The sequence below is a fragment of the Pseudoflavitalea sp. G-6-1-2 genome (assembly GCF_012927185.1).
Classification (GTDB): domain Bacteria; phylum Bacteroidota; class Bacteroidia; order Chitinophagales; family Chitinophagaceae; genus Pseudobacter.
On the sequence record NZ_JABBGB010000002.1, the window covers coordinates 16629 to 33137 of the forward strand.

Sequence of the window (16509 nt, forward strand, 5' to 3'; positions counted from 1 at the left end):
AATTTAGTGTTATGGCAAAGACGAAAAAGAAGCTGATTGTTGTGATACCCATGCCGGGAATTTACCTGCTCGATGTTGCAGGCCCCGCGGATGTGTTTGCCGCAGCTGATAAACAATTGGATGGTAAGGGTGGATATGAGATCATGCTCGCTTCTCCTGTGAATACAAAGAGAATTTCTACAAAAAGCGGAGTGGACCTGCATTGTGCAGCTACTGTAGCAGACATTACACAACCTGTCGATACCGTGATCATCGCCGGATTCTCCATGCCGCTGCTTGAAAACGGTGCCCGTTTTTTTCAATGGCTGCACGATTTTTATCCCAAAGTAAACCGCATCTGTTCCATCTGTGTGGGCGCTTATGCCCTTGCCGAAGCAGGCCTGCTGAATGGAAAGCAGGCCACCACTCACTGGGAATACAGCCAGCAGTTTCAACAGCGATACCCCAGTATAAAAGTTGATACAGATCCTTTCTTTACACGCGATACCAATATCTATACTTCGGGTGGAGTAACCTCCGGCATCGATCTGGCGCTTGCGCTGGTAGAAGAAGATCATGGTCGCGAACTCGCATTGCAGGTTGCACGCAAATTGATATTGCCACTGAAGCGCCCGGGATTTCAGGCACAGTTCAGCAGACTGCTTGAAGTGCACCGGCTCGAAAACTCCATCGGCGGAAAATTATATCCCTGGATGATACGACATCTCAAAGAAGACCTGAGCATTGAACATCTCGCACAACACAGCAATATGAGTGTGCGAAATTTTACAAGGGTTTTTCTGAAAGAGACCGGCGTTACTCCCGCAAAATTCGTAGAAAAAGTAAGGGTTGAAGTAGCGCGCCGTTATCTGGAAGACAGTGATCTGAGCATCGATCAGATTGCAGAAAAATGCGGACTGGGAGGACTGATCTCACTTCGCCGCACTTTCCTTCGCCATATGAATATGTCGCCGAGCGATTACCGCCGGTCGTTCAGAACTTCATTGCAGGAAATAGAAAACTAACATAAAATATACAATCATGAAAGTAGCCATCAACGGATTTGGACGCATCGGCAGGATGACCCTCAGAGCATTGCTGAACAAAAAAGACATAGAGGTAGTTGCCATCAACGACCTTACAGACAGTAAGCTGCTGGCGCATCTTTTTAAATACGATACCTCGCATGGAAAGTTTGCAGGCACAGTAGAATTGCAGGATCAATACATTGTTGTAGATGATCAGAAGATTGTTTTGCTGAATGAGCGTGCACCGGAGAAACTGCCATGGGAAGATCTCGGCATCGATGTAGTGATCGAATCGACCGGAAGATTTACTCAGAGAGAACAGGCGCAATTGCACATCGCTGCAGGAGCAAAGAAAGTGCTGATCACCGCTCCTGCTACCGGAAATGTAAAAACCATTGCCATGGGTGTGAATGATGATGAGATCACAGAAGCAGACGAAATTCTATCTACCGCATCCTGTACTACCAACTGCATAGCGCCTGTGTTATACCTGATCGATAAAGAATTTGGCATTGAATCCGGATTCATGAGCACGGTACATGCATTTACCATGGACCAGATGTTGCAGGATGGTCCACATAAAGATTTCAGAAGAGCGCGTGCTGCTACACAATCCATCATCCCCACCACTACCGGAGCCGCAAAAGCAATCGGCGATGTATTGCCCGCACTGAAAGGAAAGATGGATGGGTTTTCTTATCGCGTGCCTGTGATCGACGGATCGATTGCCGATATGTCGCTGAATCTGCTGAGACCCGCCTCAGCCAATACTATCAACGAGTTTCTGAAACATCATGCAAACACCTCTTTGAAAGGCGTACTGGAGTATACCGAGGAACCTTTTGTGTCGGCTGATATTCTTGGCAATACACACTCTTCCATCGTGGATGGTTCATTAACGCGTTCAATTGATAAACTGGTGAAAATTGTTTCCTGGTACGACAATGAAGTAGGCATCTCCAACAGAATTGCAGAAATGACTGTTGAGCTGGCCGGTAAAGTGAATAAGCTGGCCACAGCCTGATAATCCCGCTTCTATTTCAATATCCATTTTTGTAGGATCTTAGTGAGGTCGTCCACTACAAATGGCTTTACTAAGAAGTCGTTCATGCCTGCCTGCAGACAGAGTTCGCGATCGCCTGTGATATTTCCTGCTGTTAATGCAATGATCGGTTTTTGCTGCATGGCAGGCTGTTGACGTATATGATGGCAGGCTTCGAGTCCATCCATTTCAGGCATCTGTACATCCAGCAAAACCAGGTCTGGTGAAATGCGCTCGCAGACTTCAATTGCTTCGAGGCCATTGCTTGCCTCGTGAATAGTGGCAGCCGGCATTAATTTGCGAATGAGGGTGCGGGTAAATATTTTGTTGATGAGATTATCTTCTACAATCAGTACCTGCGAAGCAAGGTTGGAAAGTGATTCCTCCTTTGTTGATTCTGGAACCGCTGCCGGTTCTTTTTTTACAGGTTCGTTGCTGATGCAGGCGTATAGATCGTGCAGGTGTACGGGTTTCAGCAGATAACTCTGAATATCGAGTGTAAGACTGTTTAATAGATACTGTTCTACATCAGGCAGATTACAAAGGAGTATCACTTTCAGGTCTGTGCCATTGCGGCCCGCATTTTGCCGCAGTTGCCTGATGAGTTCTATGCCATTGGTGCCTGGCAGCTGATAATTGATGAAGGCGACATCGAAGCTGTTTTTTTCAATTAGCGCAATGGCTTCATCGCTTTGAGCTGCTTCAGTTACTGCAATCTTTTTCGGTGTCAGCATCTGTGCTATCGAATTCCGGGTGCCTGCATGGCTGTCTACTATCAGTGCGGAACTGATATTAGGTGGAGGAAGTATCTGCAGCAGTGTGCTGCCTGCTGTCTCAACCTGCAGTACGAACGAGAATGTGCTGCCTGCACCGGGCTCACTCGACAATTCCATATGACTTTGCATCATTTTCAGCAAGGAGTTGCTGATAGTGAGTCCCAGTCCGGTTCCTCCATACTTTTTTGTTGTGCCGGGGTCCGCCTGTGAGAATGATTCAAATATCTTAGCACAGCTTTCTTTCTTTATGCCGATTCCGCTATCCTTCACTTCAAATAGCAGCTTCATACTACCGTTGTCGTATACCTGAACTGGTTTTACGGTGATGATTATCTCTCCCTTCTCCGTGAATTTTACTGCATTGCTGAGCAGATTGGTAAGTACCTGCTTTAGTCGTAAACCATCGATCGTAATGTATTCCGGTAGCTGCAATGAAGCATTCAGCAACACTTCCACCCCTTTCTGCTGCGACTGCAAGGCAATCAGTTGAACCGTTTCGCACAGCAGATCATACAGATTTGTTTTTTCGGGATACAGATCCAGCTTACCTGATTCTATTTTTGAGAAATCGAGAATATCGTTGATGATGCTCAGCAATACTTTGGCCGACTGATTAATGGTGCCACCATATTGCGACTGCACCTGATTGAGGGATGTTTTCATCAACAGATCGGTAAACCCGATGATACCATTCAGCGGTGTGCGTATCTCATGGCTCATATTGGCCAGAAAATCGCTCTTGGCTGAAGTAGCCTGTTCTGCCTGCTGTTTGGCGCGTTGCAATTCGCTTTGCTGCTGCACAGCCTCCGTTATATCCCTGCCAATTGCAATGAGGTGACCCGAAGGTTCTTCCACCGTGATGGTCCATTGAATGGTTTTGTATTCACCAGACTGACATTGAACACGATGAGAAAAATGAAGATGGTCGTTATCAGAAAGACCATGTTTAAAGTGGTTGATGGTAGTTGCTCTGTCGTCAGGATGTATCAGCTGAAAGAATGAGATCTGTTCCAAAGGCCCGTTGGCATTGAGAAATTTATGGATGGCAGGATTGGCTTTCAGAATAGCGCCCTCGCGCGTGAAGACGCAAACAAAATCAGTTGAGATGGTAAAGAGCCGCTCAAACTGTTCGGCTTCATTCTTCTTTTTATAATTCTTCACCAGCGATGTGGCGGATTGGGCGAGTAACAAAAACAGCTCCGTTTCTTCCGGAGTCAGCTTTTTAGGTTCATAGCCTACGATACAGAAAGTACCCAGTACAAAACCTTCCTCATCGATAATGGGAAATCCGGCATAGTAACGAATGCCGTGATCGGTCAGGACCATGGGATGCCCGCTGAAGCGATGATCTTTGTGGGTGTCTTCTACTTCCAGCAACTGCGTTTGCTGCATGGTGTGATTACAAAAAGAGAGCTCGCGCGATACCTCGTTAATAGGCATCCCCACTTTGGATTTATACCATTGCCGGTCTTTATCCATCAAAGAAATAATGGCAACAGGCACTTTGAAAAGGGAAACAGTTAACCGGGTAATATGATCAAACTCTTCTTCTGGTGGGGTATCCAGCATATTGTAACACTGCACTGCGAGTAACCGGCGCTCTTCTTTGATCGGGTCGATGGTCATAGGTTAGTGGAATATTAGCTTGTGATGCCAATTTCCTAAATTGTTGATAGACTACGAAATAAACAGACGGATATTTTTTAACGCATTTACTGTTTTGGGGGCCGGTCAAAGAAGTCATCTATCTCACCGATGGCGGTTCTGAGGCATCTCATAATTTCTTCATGAATTACAATGTGCCATTGGAATCGGTACTTAATACTTCACTCATATAATCGAAAAAAGGTCGCATATGTTTGTATGTCTGATCAACTTCTTTCAGAAAACCGGCCCTTAAAACTTCTTCATCTGTAAACGGTCGTATCAGCAGAAATTGCTTATAGCGTAACAGGTCTATTGCCTCATGAGCAACATCAAATCCTTTTGGCGCAGATTTCAGTTGTTCTCCTTTCAACTCCCCAAAAGAGGACTTGAAAGATTTACTGTTGATGATCTTTCTCAATGGCCGGTCGTCGAAAGCAATATCCTCCCTGATCAGTTTAAGGTCTGCCGGAACTGGTCCCCAGAATCCGCCGGCAATAAAACTGCCGCCTGGTTCAAAATGAAAATAATATCCACCGCGGCGATACTTTGTAGCACGTCTGAAACCGCCGCTCCAATTGGTTTTGTAAGGCGTTTTGTTCTGCGAAAATCTTGTATCTCTGTAAATTCGATGCAGGCTTTGTTTGCCGGACAATGTTTCTATCTGATCGTGTTGCAGAAGCAACTGTAACATGCCTTCTGCAAATACGGCAACGGCATCTTGTTCGTGTTGAAAGGATGTTTTATGCAACTGGAACCACTCTCTGTTGTTATTCTTTTTCAGCGTCTCTAAAAACTTAAAAGCAGAAAGAGGAATACGAGGTTGTTCAATTGACTGTTTCTTCATAATAAATTGGCTGGTCTGTTATCAGCAAAAGCCGGTGCAAATGTACAGATACGTTTTATCAGTTTGTCTGATTGATAAGCGAAGCAAATGCTTTTGAAAAATCTGCCAGTGCATCGAGGGTTGCTTCGTGAGTGATCTCGCCCTGGCTGTTTATTTTTCCCTTCACTCCCTGGATCAGCAAGGTGGTAGCTGGCGTAAAGCTGGCCATGGCTGTTTGCAGGATAAGTTGAAGTTCTTCATGGCCTTTGCGTCCATCGGCGGATGCGGTGATCAATCCACAGGGTTTGTCTGAGAATACTGTTGTGGCAATGCACCACTCGATGGCGTTTTTAAGCCCGCTGGGAATACTGAAAACATATTCGGGTGTACAGATGATCACGGCGTCTGCCTTTTCTATCTGTTCTCTGAATTCAATGATCTGCTGAGGTGGATTGCCAATGGATAACTCTGGATCGAAATGCGGCAGCGATTTGAGGCTGTTGAAAATAGTGGTGTGTATCGACGGCTTCAGCAAATTGGCAACATGCTCCATCAATCTTTCATTGGATGAATTGGCACTTGCACTTCCGATGATAGCTAATACCTGTTTTTTGTTACTCATGGTCGCCTGAAATTACTCAGAAGTTACAATATGCGTTAGAAAATCGTTCAGAGACTGTTCTGTTTGCAGCTGCAGCTTCTTGCGAAGCCGGTACCGGCTTATCTCCACACCTCTGATCGAAATATTCAGCAACTGCGCTATTTCCTTCGACGACAGATTGAGCCGCAGATAAGAACACATTTTCAGATCGTTGGCAGAGAGCTCCGGATATTTGTTCTTCAGCGCTTTCAGAAAGCCGTCGTTGATCTCATCGAAGTGGGATGCAAACTGCTCCCAATAAGCATTGTTGTTTTCTGCATCTTTCAATAATGTGGCTAATTTCTTAATGTCGGTTAGATTGTCGCCGGAGAACCGGTTCACCTGTTTTCTGATCTTCGCCAGTGCATCTGCATTCTCGGCCAGTTGCATGCTTGTATTGGCCAGTTCTTTCTTCTTCAGTAAAACTTCGTTTACCAGTTTTTCGTTTTGCAGTGCCAGAATTTCCTTTTCATTTTTTTCGCGTTCGAGCTGGAAAATATATTGCAGTCTTTTCCGCTCTGCTTCGTGTTTCTGCTGTTGCCGGTGCATCATTTTCCTTTGCCATCTGTACAGCAGGTACACGGCAAAAAGGGCGGAGAGCAGATAGAGTGTCTTTGCCCACCATGTTTTGTACCAGGGGGCATCGATGGCAAAACTCCAGGCATCGATCTCCGATTCATTGCCGAGGTTGTCTTTCGCCTGCACCCTGAATGTATAAGTTCCGTGATTGAGATTGGTATAGTCTTTCTCTTTTTTAGTGGACCACGCAGACCATCCGGTATCGTATCCTGCTAACTGGTAACGATACTGAATAGTGCTCTGGGAGCCGAATACAGGGGAACTGAATTCGAAATGAAAAGCATCATACTCCGAAGGCAAAGCGAATGTCTTGTTGTCAGCGGCGAAATTATACCCTCCATAGATCAGTTCATTTTCGTTGCCTCTGAAAGCCGTTACATTATTCAGCAGCACACTCAGTTTGATGCGATCAGAAACATATTTTTTGTAATTGAGATGAATGATGCCCGTTTCGGAGCTGATAAAGATATTCTCATCATTGTACGGATATACATTTTCGAAGCCCGACAAAATTCTTCCGGTTAACTCAGGGAAGTAAGTGATATGATACATCTCCCCTGTTTTAGTTTGCCGGATGCCCGCCACTCCCAGTTTCTTGCCACTGCAGAACCAGATATTTCCTTTGGCATCTTCATTCAGATAGCGCATCTCCAGCGTATCGAACAACGGCCACAGCAACCCGGAGCGTATGAATTTATTGGTGGTGGCATCAAACTCATACATGCCTTTTTCGGTAGCAAAAACAGCTCTGTTCTTTATTTTGAAAACATGGTTCCGCAGTGCTGAAGGAAGTCCGTCTTTGTCTGTAAGCAGTTGTGCGGTGAAATGTTTCAGGTCCGGCGAAAGCCGAATTCTGTATACGCCCCGGTATGGATGTGATGCCCATATATCGTCGTTGTTATCGATCACCAGATAGCGGTAAGAATCATGTATGCCCTCCAATGGCGCACCTCCCGTGAATTTGTTTTCTGCAAAATGCAGCATGCGCAATCCAGTGAAAGTGCCTGTGAGCACATCCTGCGCAGGATACACAGAACTGAGCGGAACCGACAACCATGAGCCCGGACCGGATTTCTCTGTGAGCGGTAAACAATCCTCATTTTGGATCACGGCAGTTCCGGCAGTTTGCGATGCGAGCAGTTGCTGGTTTACTTCGTCGAGATGCCAGGTTTCCGCATTGCCGCTGTTTTTGATATAGTGCATATCCTTTCTGTAAAAACTGATGTCTTTACCGGAACCATTGCTCAGGGTTGTTGAATAAACACCAGCTGATGTACCTATGTACAATCTTCCATTGTATATGCGGGATGAATAGCCGATGAGCTCGCTCCGCAGATCCGGCTGAATAAACTTTACCGGAGAATTGTAGGGAACAAAACTGATACAATTGTTTACGCCCGCCCAGATATTTTTTTCGCGATCCACGAAAACGCAGTTCACGTTGTTGTTCTGCAATCCGTCTGCGTGCGAAATGTTTTGTATCAATCCTTTGCTGAAGCTGAATGAGAGACAGCCATCACTTGCACTTCCGATGGCAATGGTTGAACTGTCGATCTTTGCCACCGAATTGATATTCTCCATCACAAATGGGAGATTGTAATGGGTGAGTATGCCTTTCGATAATATGAAGCAGTGTTGGTTTTTGGTGGAGATGAAAAAACTATCGGTGCCCATGGGCAGAATGCCGGTAATGGTGGCGCCCGCTAATTGATTGTTGGCGGTGGCCGGAAGCCATTTGTTGTCGCTGTAGTGCATCAGGCCATTGGTAGCATCCTGCGCAAATGCCTGTCCACCTGCTTCTCCGAGAAATGCCCAGTTTGAAAAAGGCAGGTGCAGCTGGATCCTGTTGTTGCGGAACTCGAATATTTTATCGTGATTTCTGAAGAAAACCGACTCTCCCTGCTGTACGATATTCCATATATCGTCGAAGCTTTTGAATTTATCAGGCACCCTGTCCAGTAAAGAGGTATATGCAAGTGTTCCGTTCCGGGAGGGTGCGAAAAATCCGATTTCCCCCTGTCCACCTACATAGATCTTGTCGTTGGCATCGATATGAAGCGAACGGATGATCGTCTTGTTGGGCAATGGATAGGTTCTCCAGTGGGCGCCATCAAAAGTGATCAACCCCTCGTTATTGGCGAAGTACATAATGCCACGGCTATCCTGCGCCATGTCCCAGGTGAGGCCCCCTCCTCTGAATTCAGCCTTGGAATAATTTGTGATTAAGGGAAATGCAATGGTGTTTTGGGAAAAGCATGGGGAAGCAGCCAACCCAAATACAGCCAATATAAGCAGGTAAGGTTTCAAGCTAGTCATGATGTAGAAATGCAGTAGTCTAAATCTACTGAAAATCAATAACAGTACAAAATTCAGATGTAGTAATGATGTAGTGCTTTTCTTATGAATGCACTGCCACTTGGGTTATTTTTGATATCGACCATTGCTAATAGCACACACACTTTTGCTGAACCATTAACTATTGTCATATGAGAAAAGAATTCCCCAGGAGTTTGCTTCTGATCATTTTCCTCGCCTGCCTGCACCTGACCCTGTGGGCGCAAAACAAGACCGTCAAAGGAAAGGTCACCGATGCCAAAGGGCTGCCAGTAGCCGGAGCATCCGTTCAGGTGAAAGGCACTTCCATCGGCACCACCACTTCCACCGACGGCACTTTCACTTTAACTGTACCCGCAGACGCTGCCTCACTGGTTATTTCCGGAGTTGGATATGCCGATCAGACCGTTGCCATAACCGCTCAACCACTGGTAGTTCAGCTGGCCGATGCTACTGCCAATTTGAATGAAGTAGTGGTGATCGGATACGGAACACAACGGAAAGGCGATCTCACCGCTCCCGTTACTTCGGTGAATACAGATGATATGCTCAAGCGAACCACCGCCACCCCCATGGACGCACTTCAGGGAAGTGTAGCCGGCGTACAGGTGGTGAGCAATGGCGCGCCGGGCAGCTCGCCGAATGTTCGCATACGCGGCGTAGGATCTTTCAGCAACTCCAACCCATTGTATGTTGTTGACGGAATGTTTGTGAATGATATCAGCTTCCTCAACACGAATGATATTGCCGAGATGTCGGTGCTGAAAGACGCATCGGGCGCGGCTATTTATGGTGTTCGTGCCGCCAACGGCGTTGTACTGATCACCACCAAAAAAGGACGGTTGAATATGAAAACCCGTATCACGTATAACGGGTACACCGGTTTTCAGATGCCCACCAACATATTGAAGATGGCCAACGGGCAACAGTCCGCCAATTATGCGTTGCAATGGAAAACAACGCAGGACAGCAACACCGTGAAATCTTCCGTCAGCAGATATGGAGGAAGCGGATTGAATCCCACCACCAGCACCGACTGGTACAAAGAGCTCCTGCGCGATAAGGCATTGATCACAAATCATTCCATAGACATTCAGGGTGGTGGCGATAAAGTCTCTTACACTGTAGGTGGAAACTACACTTATCAGAATGGGATCATGGAATTCAAAAACGATTACCGGAGGTACAATGTGCGCTTTCAGATGGAAGCCAAAGTGCTGCCCTGGTTGAAAGTTGGCTTAACATCTTTGTACAACAATTCCATTACCTACATTCCTAACAACAATGCATTACTGGGTGCATACATGGCTTCTCCCCTGTTTCCGGTGTATGATCCCAAGAACGTAAATGCATTCCCCGTAAAATTTGCGACAGGTGAAATAATCGGTAAAAAAGACGATGGAAACCCTGTTGCAACCGCCTACTACAATAACAACCGCTACAAGCAATTTCAAATATTGCCATCGGCCTATGCAGAAGCCAGCTTCTGGATGAACAAACTCACTTTCCACACGCAGATAAGCCAGCTGTATTCATCAGGCCTTGCCACTAATTATTCTCCGCGGAGGTTTTTAGGTCCGGGTACAGCGCCCACCAATCTGCAATCACATCTCGTATCTGCGCAGGATCGCAATACAAACTATATTCTCGATAACCTGCTTAACTACAAAGACAGTAAAGGCGCGCATCACTGGAGCGTATTGGTTGGACAATCAGCCAGAGAAGAACGTTGGCGTTATACCAAGGTAGAAGCAGATGGTGTACCTCCTGAAGAAGAATTCTGGTACACGAGACAAGGAACAACCTCCGCCAATTATTATGATGAAGATGGATTCCGCGGTGCCGGATTATCATTCTTCACCAGAGGTACCTACGACTACGATAACAAATACCTGCTTACTGCCACCTGGCGTGCAGACGGCAGTTCCAAATACCAAACCAAATGGGGGTACTTCCCATCGGTAGGTCTGGGCTGGGTTGTAAGCAGAGAGCATTTTATGGACAATCAGAAAATATTCGATTTCCTGAAACTGAGAGGAAGCTGGGGCAAGCTGGGAAATGACGCCGTTCTGGCCAATGCAGGTTATGCCATTGCCACCGGAGGTTTAGGCAACTCCTCCATATTCGGCAGCACCAGCGGAGCCAATGGCCAATACGAACCCGGATATACGGTGAACAGATTTTTCTCTAACGTATCATGGGAAGTAGTGACCGAATGGGATGGCGGTATCGATTTTGAAATGCTGAGCCGTAGATTGAAAGGATCGGTGGATTATTATCATCGTACTACAAAAGGAGCGGCGCTCAGCAGACCCTTTGCATTCGGCGTTCCTGATGTATACGGCAACTGGGCCGATATGGAAAACAGCGGCTTCGATATTGCACTCAGCTGGAACGATAAGATCGGAAAACTCAGTTATCAGATCGGCGCTAATATCTCCACACTCAAAAATAACGTGACCAATATCGGCAACTCGCTCGATAACATCATGGGAGGATATCCTGAATGGATGGCTGAATTTCCCAGCCGCATCAAAGTAGGACAACCCATCAATTATTTCTATGGATTGGAGATGATCGGCGTTTATCAGACTGCTGATGAAGTGGCGAAAGACCCTATGGCAGTAGCTTACAACAAAAACCTCACTTCCGATGCAGCCAAAGTGCAGCCCGGTTTTCTGAAGTTCAAAGACCAGAACGGCAATGGCATACTCGATGAAGGCGACCGCATCAATATGGGCAGCAATCTGCCAAAAGTTACCTACGGATTCAATCTGGCATTACAGTACAGCAACTTCGATTTCAGCATCGCTGTGCAGGGCGTTTCAGGAAGCAAAATTCTCAACCTGAACCGCGGACGATTTGTAAAAGCACAATCATCCATCAACATCGATGCAGAACTGGCCGACAATCTCTGGACGGGCGCGGGTTCTACCAACTCCTATCCTTCAGCATTTGCTTTCTCTCAGGCATGGAACCGGCCAAGCAACTCATTCTTCGTAGAAAGCGGTTCGTACCTGCGTGTGCAGAATATACAGCTCGGTTATAGTTTCTCCGTAAACAAAAAATCGCCTATCGGATTGCGCGTATTTGCTACAGCCGACAGGCCATTTATTTTCACAGGATACAGTGGTTTCACTCCTGAGATTTCTTCCGGTTCAAATAATATAGGAGACAAACGGGCCGTGGCTGTGAACAATGGATACGATGCCAATGTGTATCCTGTTTCGGCCACTTACAGTTTAGGTGTAAGGGCTACATTCTAATTATTAATGATCAAAAATCATTTGCAATGAGAAAGCAAAAGCAGATAACTTCTTCCATCATAATACTGGCGCTGATCTTTGCCGCCGTGGGTTGTTCAAAATTTCTGGACCGCCCTCTTGAAAATCAGACGAAATCGAATATCGATTATACAAATCTCAGTTTGATGTATCAGCCGGTGGCAGGCGCTTACAGCGTTGCCACCAGAGGTGGATATGCTTCGTGGGTGCATACATTTCTCAGAACCTCGCAGAGCGATGATATTATCCCCTACACATCTTACCCTGAAGTTGATCTCATCAATCAGTTTCAGTATGGTCCGGCGATAAAAAGTTTTTGGGCTATCAACGATTTCTGGAGCAATTACTACGGAGTGATCATCGCCAGCAATGGCGCACTCGCCGAACTCGATGAGTTCGGTAAGAACATACCTTCGGGTGATAATGATAATACCAAACTGCTTGAAAGATATAAGGCTGAATGCCGCTTCTGGGCCGGACTTGGGCATTACTGGCTCAGCAGGTATTTTGGAGATGTTCCCATACTCGCAGGTAAAGGAAGTCTGGCGCCTGCCTATCTGGATACCGTACACAAAAGCAGCCTCAACGATGTAAGAAAATATGTGATGAGTGAAATGGATTTCTGCATCGCCAACCTCGAAGATGCAAGACCCAATCAGGCATATCATAAAGGTGGTGTTACAAAATACACAGCCCTGATGCTGAAAGCCAAAGCAGCAATGGATATGGCCGGCAACGATAACGCAAGCCCCATGTGGGATGTGGTACTCGATTGCACCAATCAGATCATCAGCAGCAACAAATTCAGTTTGTTTGAGGATTTCTATCAGTTGTTCAAGAAACCCGGCAAGCTCTGCGACGAAAGCATACTGGAGTTCATGTATTCCGATTTCGGAGCGGGATCGGGAGATATTGTAACATCAGGATTCAACTGGGGTGCATGGTCTAACCTCTACCTGTTCCAGGGACCGGATAACAAATACGGCGCACCCATCAACGGCCCGGGCTGGTTGGTTCCCACGCAGAAGGTAGTAGATTTTTTGACCGATCGTAAAGATTCTATCCGCTTAAAAACAACCATTCAGTATTGTGGAATCAATGGTGATCCCAATACTTACAAGTTAACGCCCGATGGCGATACCGTTTCTGGCAATGGCGCAAGGAAAAAGTATTTCAATGGAAAAGCATACTTCCCCAAATCACAAATGACGAGTGGCAGAAACGATTATGGAGCCAACAACAACATTCGTGTATTTCGATATTCGGAAGTATTGCTGATGAATGCAGAAGCCAAAATCCGAAAAGGACAAAACGGCGATGAACCATTTAACCTCGTTCGCAAGCGCATTAAATTAAACCCCATCACCAATGTAAACTTAGATCAGTTGCTCGATGAGCGTCATGCAGAATTTGCCTGCGAATGGTGGGGTGAAAGATTCAACGATATGGTAAGAACCGATCGGGCTGCCACTCAATTAACCGGCTTCATAAAAGGTAAAAGTGAGTTCCTGCCGATACCACAGGCGCAGGAAGACAGAAACTCGAACCTGAAATAAGCATCCTCAACAGATAGCTGCAATTAACTCATAACAGAAAGGAGCATAATACGCATTATGCCTCCTTTCCTTTCAAACTATTTGTCAATAATGAAAAGACTATTACTGTGCTTCATCGCAACCATCGTTTATTGTGGGCTGGCAACTGCGCAAGCTTCAAAAGCAAAAAAATGGAAAATGGTTTGGAGGGAAGAGTTCAACTATACGGGTTTGCCTGATGCGAGAAAATGGAGCTATGCAACCGGCCGGTCAGGCTGGGGCAATAACGAATTGCAGAATTACACTGCGAACGACTCTGCAACAGCCAATGTAAAAAACGGTTACCTGCACGTAATCGCCAACCGGCATATATCGGGCAGTGATACGTCTTATACTTCAGCCAGACTGCTTACGAAAAACAAGGGCGAATGGAAATATGGCAAGATTGAAGTAAGAGCAAAAGTTGCCAGAGGAAAAGGTATCTGCTCGGCCATCTGGATGATGCCTACCGAAGGAAAGTATGGCGGGTGGCCATCTTCAGGCGAAATAGATATCATGGAATATGTTCCCTGGAATGCAGACAGCATTTACCAAACCATCCATACCGGTGCATACAATCATATCAAAGGAACGCAAAAAGGTGCAAGAACTTTTGTAGATGATGCGCCTGCAGATTTTCATACCTACGGCATCGAATGGACAGCGGAATCGATCGATTACTTTCTGGATGGCGTTCTGCGTTACCGCTTTCCTAATGAGCATAAAACATCCGCAGAGTGGCCGTATGATCATCCCTTTCACCTGATCACCAATATTTCTGTCGGAGGTAAATTTGAAGGAAGACAGGGACTCGATACAGCTGTTTTTCCGGTTACGATGCAGATAGATTACATACGCGTTTATAGGGAAAAGAATTAGCTATAGTGCTACGCCATAAGTGACTTTCACTTTGTCCATCACCACGTGCGTATAAAAATGTTTCAGATTAGGATTATCCATCAGGTACTTTTTGGAGAACGCTTCAAAATGCGCCATATCGCGTGTATTCACAATTAACACAAAATCGTATGTGCCCGTTACATAATAACACTGGGCCACTTCTGTGCATTGCTGCATGGCAGCTTTGAATTTATCGATGGCTTTGGAACTGCCTTCATGAAGCACTACATCCACCACACAGGCAGTGCCGATACCTGCAGCTTTCGGAGAAATGATCGATACATCCGCTTCAATGATATCGGTACTTCTGAGTTTGGTGATCCTGCGCTGAATGGCGCTTACACTCAGATTTACCTGTGCACTCAATTCTTCAAACGTAAGTCTGTTGTTCTGCTGAAGCAGGCGAAGCAGCATTTTATCGTAGTCGTCGAGCTCTTGCATGATTTTTTCGTTTTCTTACCAAATTTAGTAAAATCTCCCACCAGTATTCAATTATCGGGAAATCTGTTCGCTTGTGCGCTAATAATTTTGTGTTGTAAACATTCACCTAAAATGTTTGAAGTGAATGCCGGAAGCATGCTGCCGATCAATAGAAAAATTATCAGTAACCAATAATTGAACATAATGAGCAATCTATTCACCAACGAAGAAGTACTCGGTTTCAGAAATGATACTTCTGGTTGTTATAATGTAATTCATTTGAATAATGCAGGTGCCGGCCTTATGCCTGATATAGTGACCAAAGCACAGCTCGATCACATAAAACTCGAAGCAGAAATCGGTGGATATGAGGCTTCTGCTTTGAGAGCTGCTGAGATTCAGAACTTTTATGTAGTGTGTGCGAAATTATTCAACTGCAAACCTGGCAATATTGCTTTCACTGCCAGCGCCACAGATGCTTACACCAGAGCATTGTCCTCCATTCCATTTGTTTCGGGCGATATCATCCTTACCGATTGTGATGATTTCGTTTCCAATCAGATTCAATTCTTATCACTCCAGAAAAGACTCGGTGTTAAATTAGTGAGGATCAAAAATGCAGCTATCGGAGGCGTGGATCTGAACGATCTCGAAGAGAAACTGAAGCGCTACCAGCCCCGGTTACTGGCCATTACGCATATCCCCACAAATTCAGGACTGGTGCAGCCTGTAGAGGAAATTGCAAAGATCTATAAAGCATATACGCAACAACATGAGGGTAAAACCTGGTACATTCTGGATGCCTGTCAGTCTGCAGGACAAATGAAGCTGGATGTTGCAGCTCTCCATTGTGATTTCCTCAGCATCACCTGCCGGAAATTCCTGAGAGGCCCCAGAGGTACCGGAGCATTATATATTTCAGACAGAGCATTGCAGGCCGGACTGGAGCCGATGTTCATAGATATGCGTGGCGCTGAATGGACCAATAAAGATGAGTACCGGCAACAGCCTACCGCTTTGCGGTTCGAAGATTGGGAATTTGCTTATTCAACAGTTGTGGGCACTGCTGCAGCCATTGAATATTGTCTGGCAATCGGAGAGCAACGTATATGGGAGCAGGTGAAATATTTATCGGGATACATGCGCAATCAACTGGCAACGATAAACGGAGTGCGGGTGCTCGATAAAGGACCAGAAGTGGGAGGCGTAGTAACTTTCCATATGCAGGGGTCGGATGCAAAATCGATTGTGAGTGAACTGTTGAAACATAAGATAAATGTAGTGCCCAGCTACAGAGCGTTTGGAGTAATTGATTTTGATGAGAAAGGTGTTGAATGGGCCGTGAGGGCTTCTCCGAATTATTACAATACAATCGAAGAGATCGATATATTTTCCAGTAACCTGAGACGAATTAATGCAAGACTCTATAGCAATAGCAAGCAAGCGGTGACAAGCAAGCAGTGACAAGTACAGTAATGATTAG

The 16509-nt window shown here is 45.8% G+C and carries 11 protein-coding genes; 6 read left to right on the forward strand and 5 right to left on the reverse strand.

The window, feature by feature from the left end; genetic code table 11:
• Positions 1–11 precede the first annotated feature (11 nt).
• Both HHL16_RS09820 and gap read left to right on the forward strand, forming a co-directional pair.
• Positions 12–1004: a GlxA family transcriptional regulator gene (locus tag HHL16_RS09820; protein WP_169425038.1), complete on the forward strand. Its 993-nt coding sequence runs from the start codon at positions 12–14 to the stop codon at positions 1002–1004.
• Between the two features lie 16 nt (positions 1005–1020).
• The gene (gap, locus tag HHL16_RS09825) at positions 1021–2031 is read left to right on the forward strand and encodes a type I glyceraldehyde-3-phosphate dehydrogenase (RefSeq protein WP_169425039.1); all 1011 of its coding nucleotides are present in this window, start codon (positions 1021–1023) and stop codon (positions 2029–2031) included.
• Positions 2032–2042: 11 nt separating this feature from the next.
• Here gap and HHL16_RS09830 read toward each other — a convergent pair whose 3' ends face one another.
• The 4 genes from HHL16_RS09830 to HHL16_RS09845 form a co-directional block, all read right to left on the reverse strand.
• Positions 2043–4451 carry a response regulator gene (locus HHL16_RS09830; RefSeq protein ID WP_169425040.1) on the reverse strand — a complete coding sequence of 803 codons (2409 nt, stop codon included), beginning with the start codon at positions 4449–4451 and terminating at the stop codon, positions 2043–2045.
• Positions 4452–4617: 166 nt separating this feature from the next.
• A complete protein-coding gene (locus HHL16_RS09835; RefSeq protein ID WP_169425041.1) occupies positions 4618–5316 on the reverse strand; it encodes a DUF2461 domain-containing protein in 699 nt (232 codons plus the stop codon).
• Positions 5317–5374: 58 nt separating this feature from the next.
• Positions 5375–5917, reverse strand: coding sequence for an NAD(P)H-dependent oxidoreductase (locus tag HHL16_RS09840; RefSeq protein WP_169425042.1), 543 nt, complete (start codon positions 5915–5917; stop codon positions 5375–5377).
• A gap of 12 nt (positions 5918–5929) precedes the next feature.
• Positions 5930–8830, reverse strand: coding sequence for a triple tyrosine motif-containing protein (locus tag HHL16_RS09845; RefSeq protein ID WP_169425043.1), 2901 nt, complete (start codon positions 8828–8830; stop codon positions 5930–5932).
• 170 nt (positions 8831–9000) lie between these two features.
• Here HHL16_RS09845 and HHL16_RS09850 point away from each other — a divergent pair, with 170 nt between their 5' ends.
• The 3 genes from HHL16_RS09850 (at position 9001) to HHL16_RS09860 (ending at position 14585) form a co-directional block, all read left to right on the forward strand.
• Positions 9001–12114 (forward strand): TonB-dependent receptor, encoded by a 3114-nt coding sequence (locus tag HHL16_RS09850; RefSeq protein WP_169425044.1) that lies wholly within the window; start codon positions 9001–9003, stop codon positions 12112–12114.
• Positions 12115–12140: 26 nt separating this feature from the next.
• Complete coding sequence (locus HHL16_RS09855; RefSeq protein WP_169425045.1) at positions 12141–13688, forward strand: RagB/SusD family nutrient uptake outer membrane protein; 1548 nt, start codon at positions 12141–12143, stop codon at positions 13686–13688.
• Between the two features lie 90 nt (positions 13689–13778).
• Positions 13779–14585, forward strand: a complete 807-nt coding sequence (locus HHL16_RS09860; RefSeq protein ID WP_169425046.1) for a glycoside hydrolase family 16 protein — start codon at positions 13779–13781, stop codon at positions 14583–14585.
• Here the strand turns inward: HHL16_RS09860 and HHL16_RS09865 are convergent, their stop codons facing one another.
• The gene (locus tag HHL16_RS09865) at positions 14586–15047 is read right to left on the reverse strand and encodes an Lrp/AsnC family transcriptional regulator (protein WP_169425047.1); all 462 of its coding nucleotides are present in this window, start codon (positions 15045–15047) and stop codon (positions 14586–14588) included.
• Positions 15048–15230: 183 nt separating this feature from the next.
• Here HHL16_RS09865 and HHL16_RS09870 point away from each other — a divergent pair, with 183 nt between their 5' ends.
• The gene (locus HHL16_RS09870) at positions 15231–16490 is read left to right on the forward strand and encodes an aminotransferase class V-fold PLP-dependent enzyme (protein WP_169425048.1); all 1260 of its coding nucleotides are present in this window, start codon (positions 15231–15233) and stop codon (positions 16488–16490) included.
• Positions 16491–16509 lie beyond the last annotated feature (19 nt).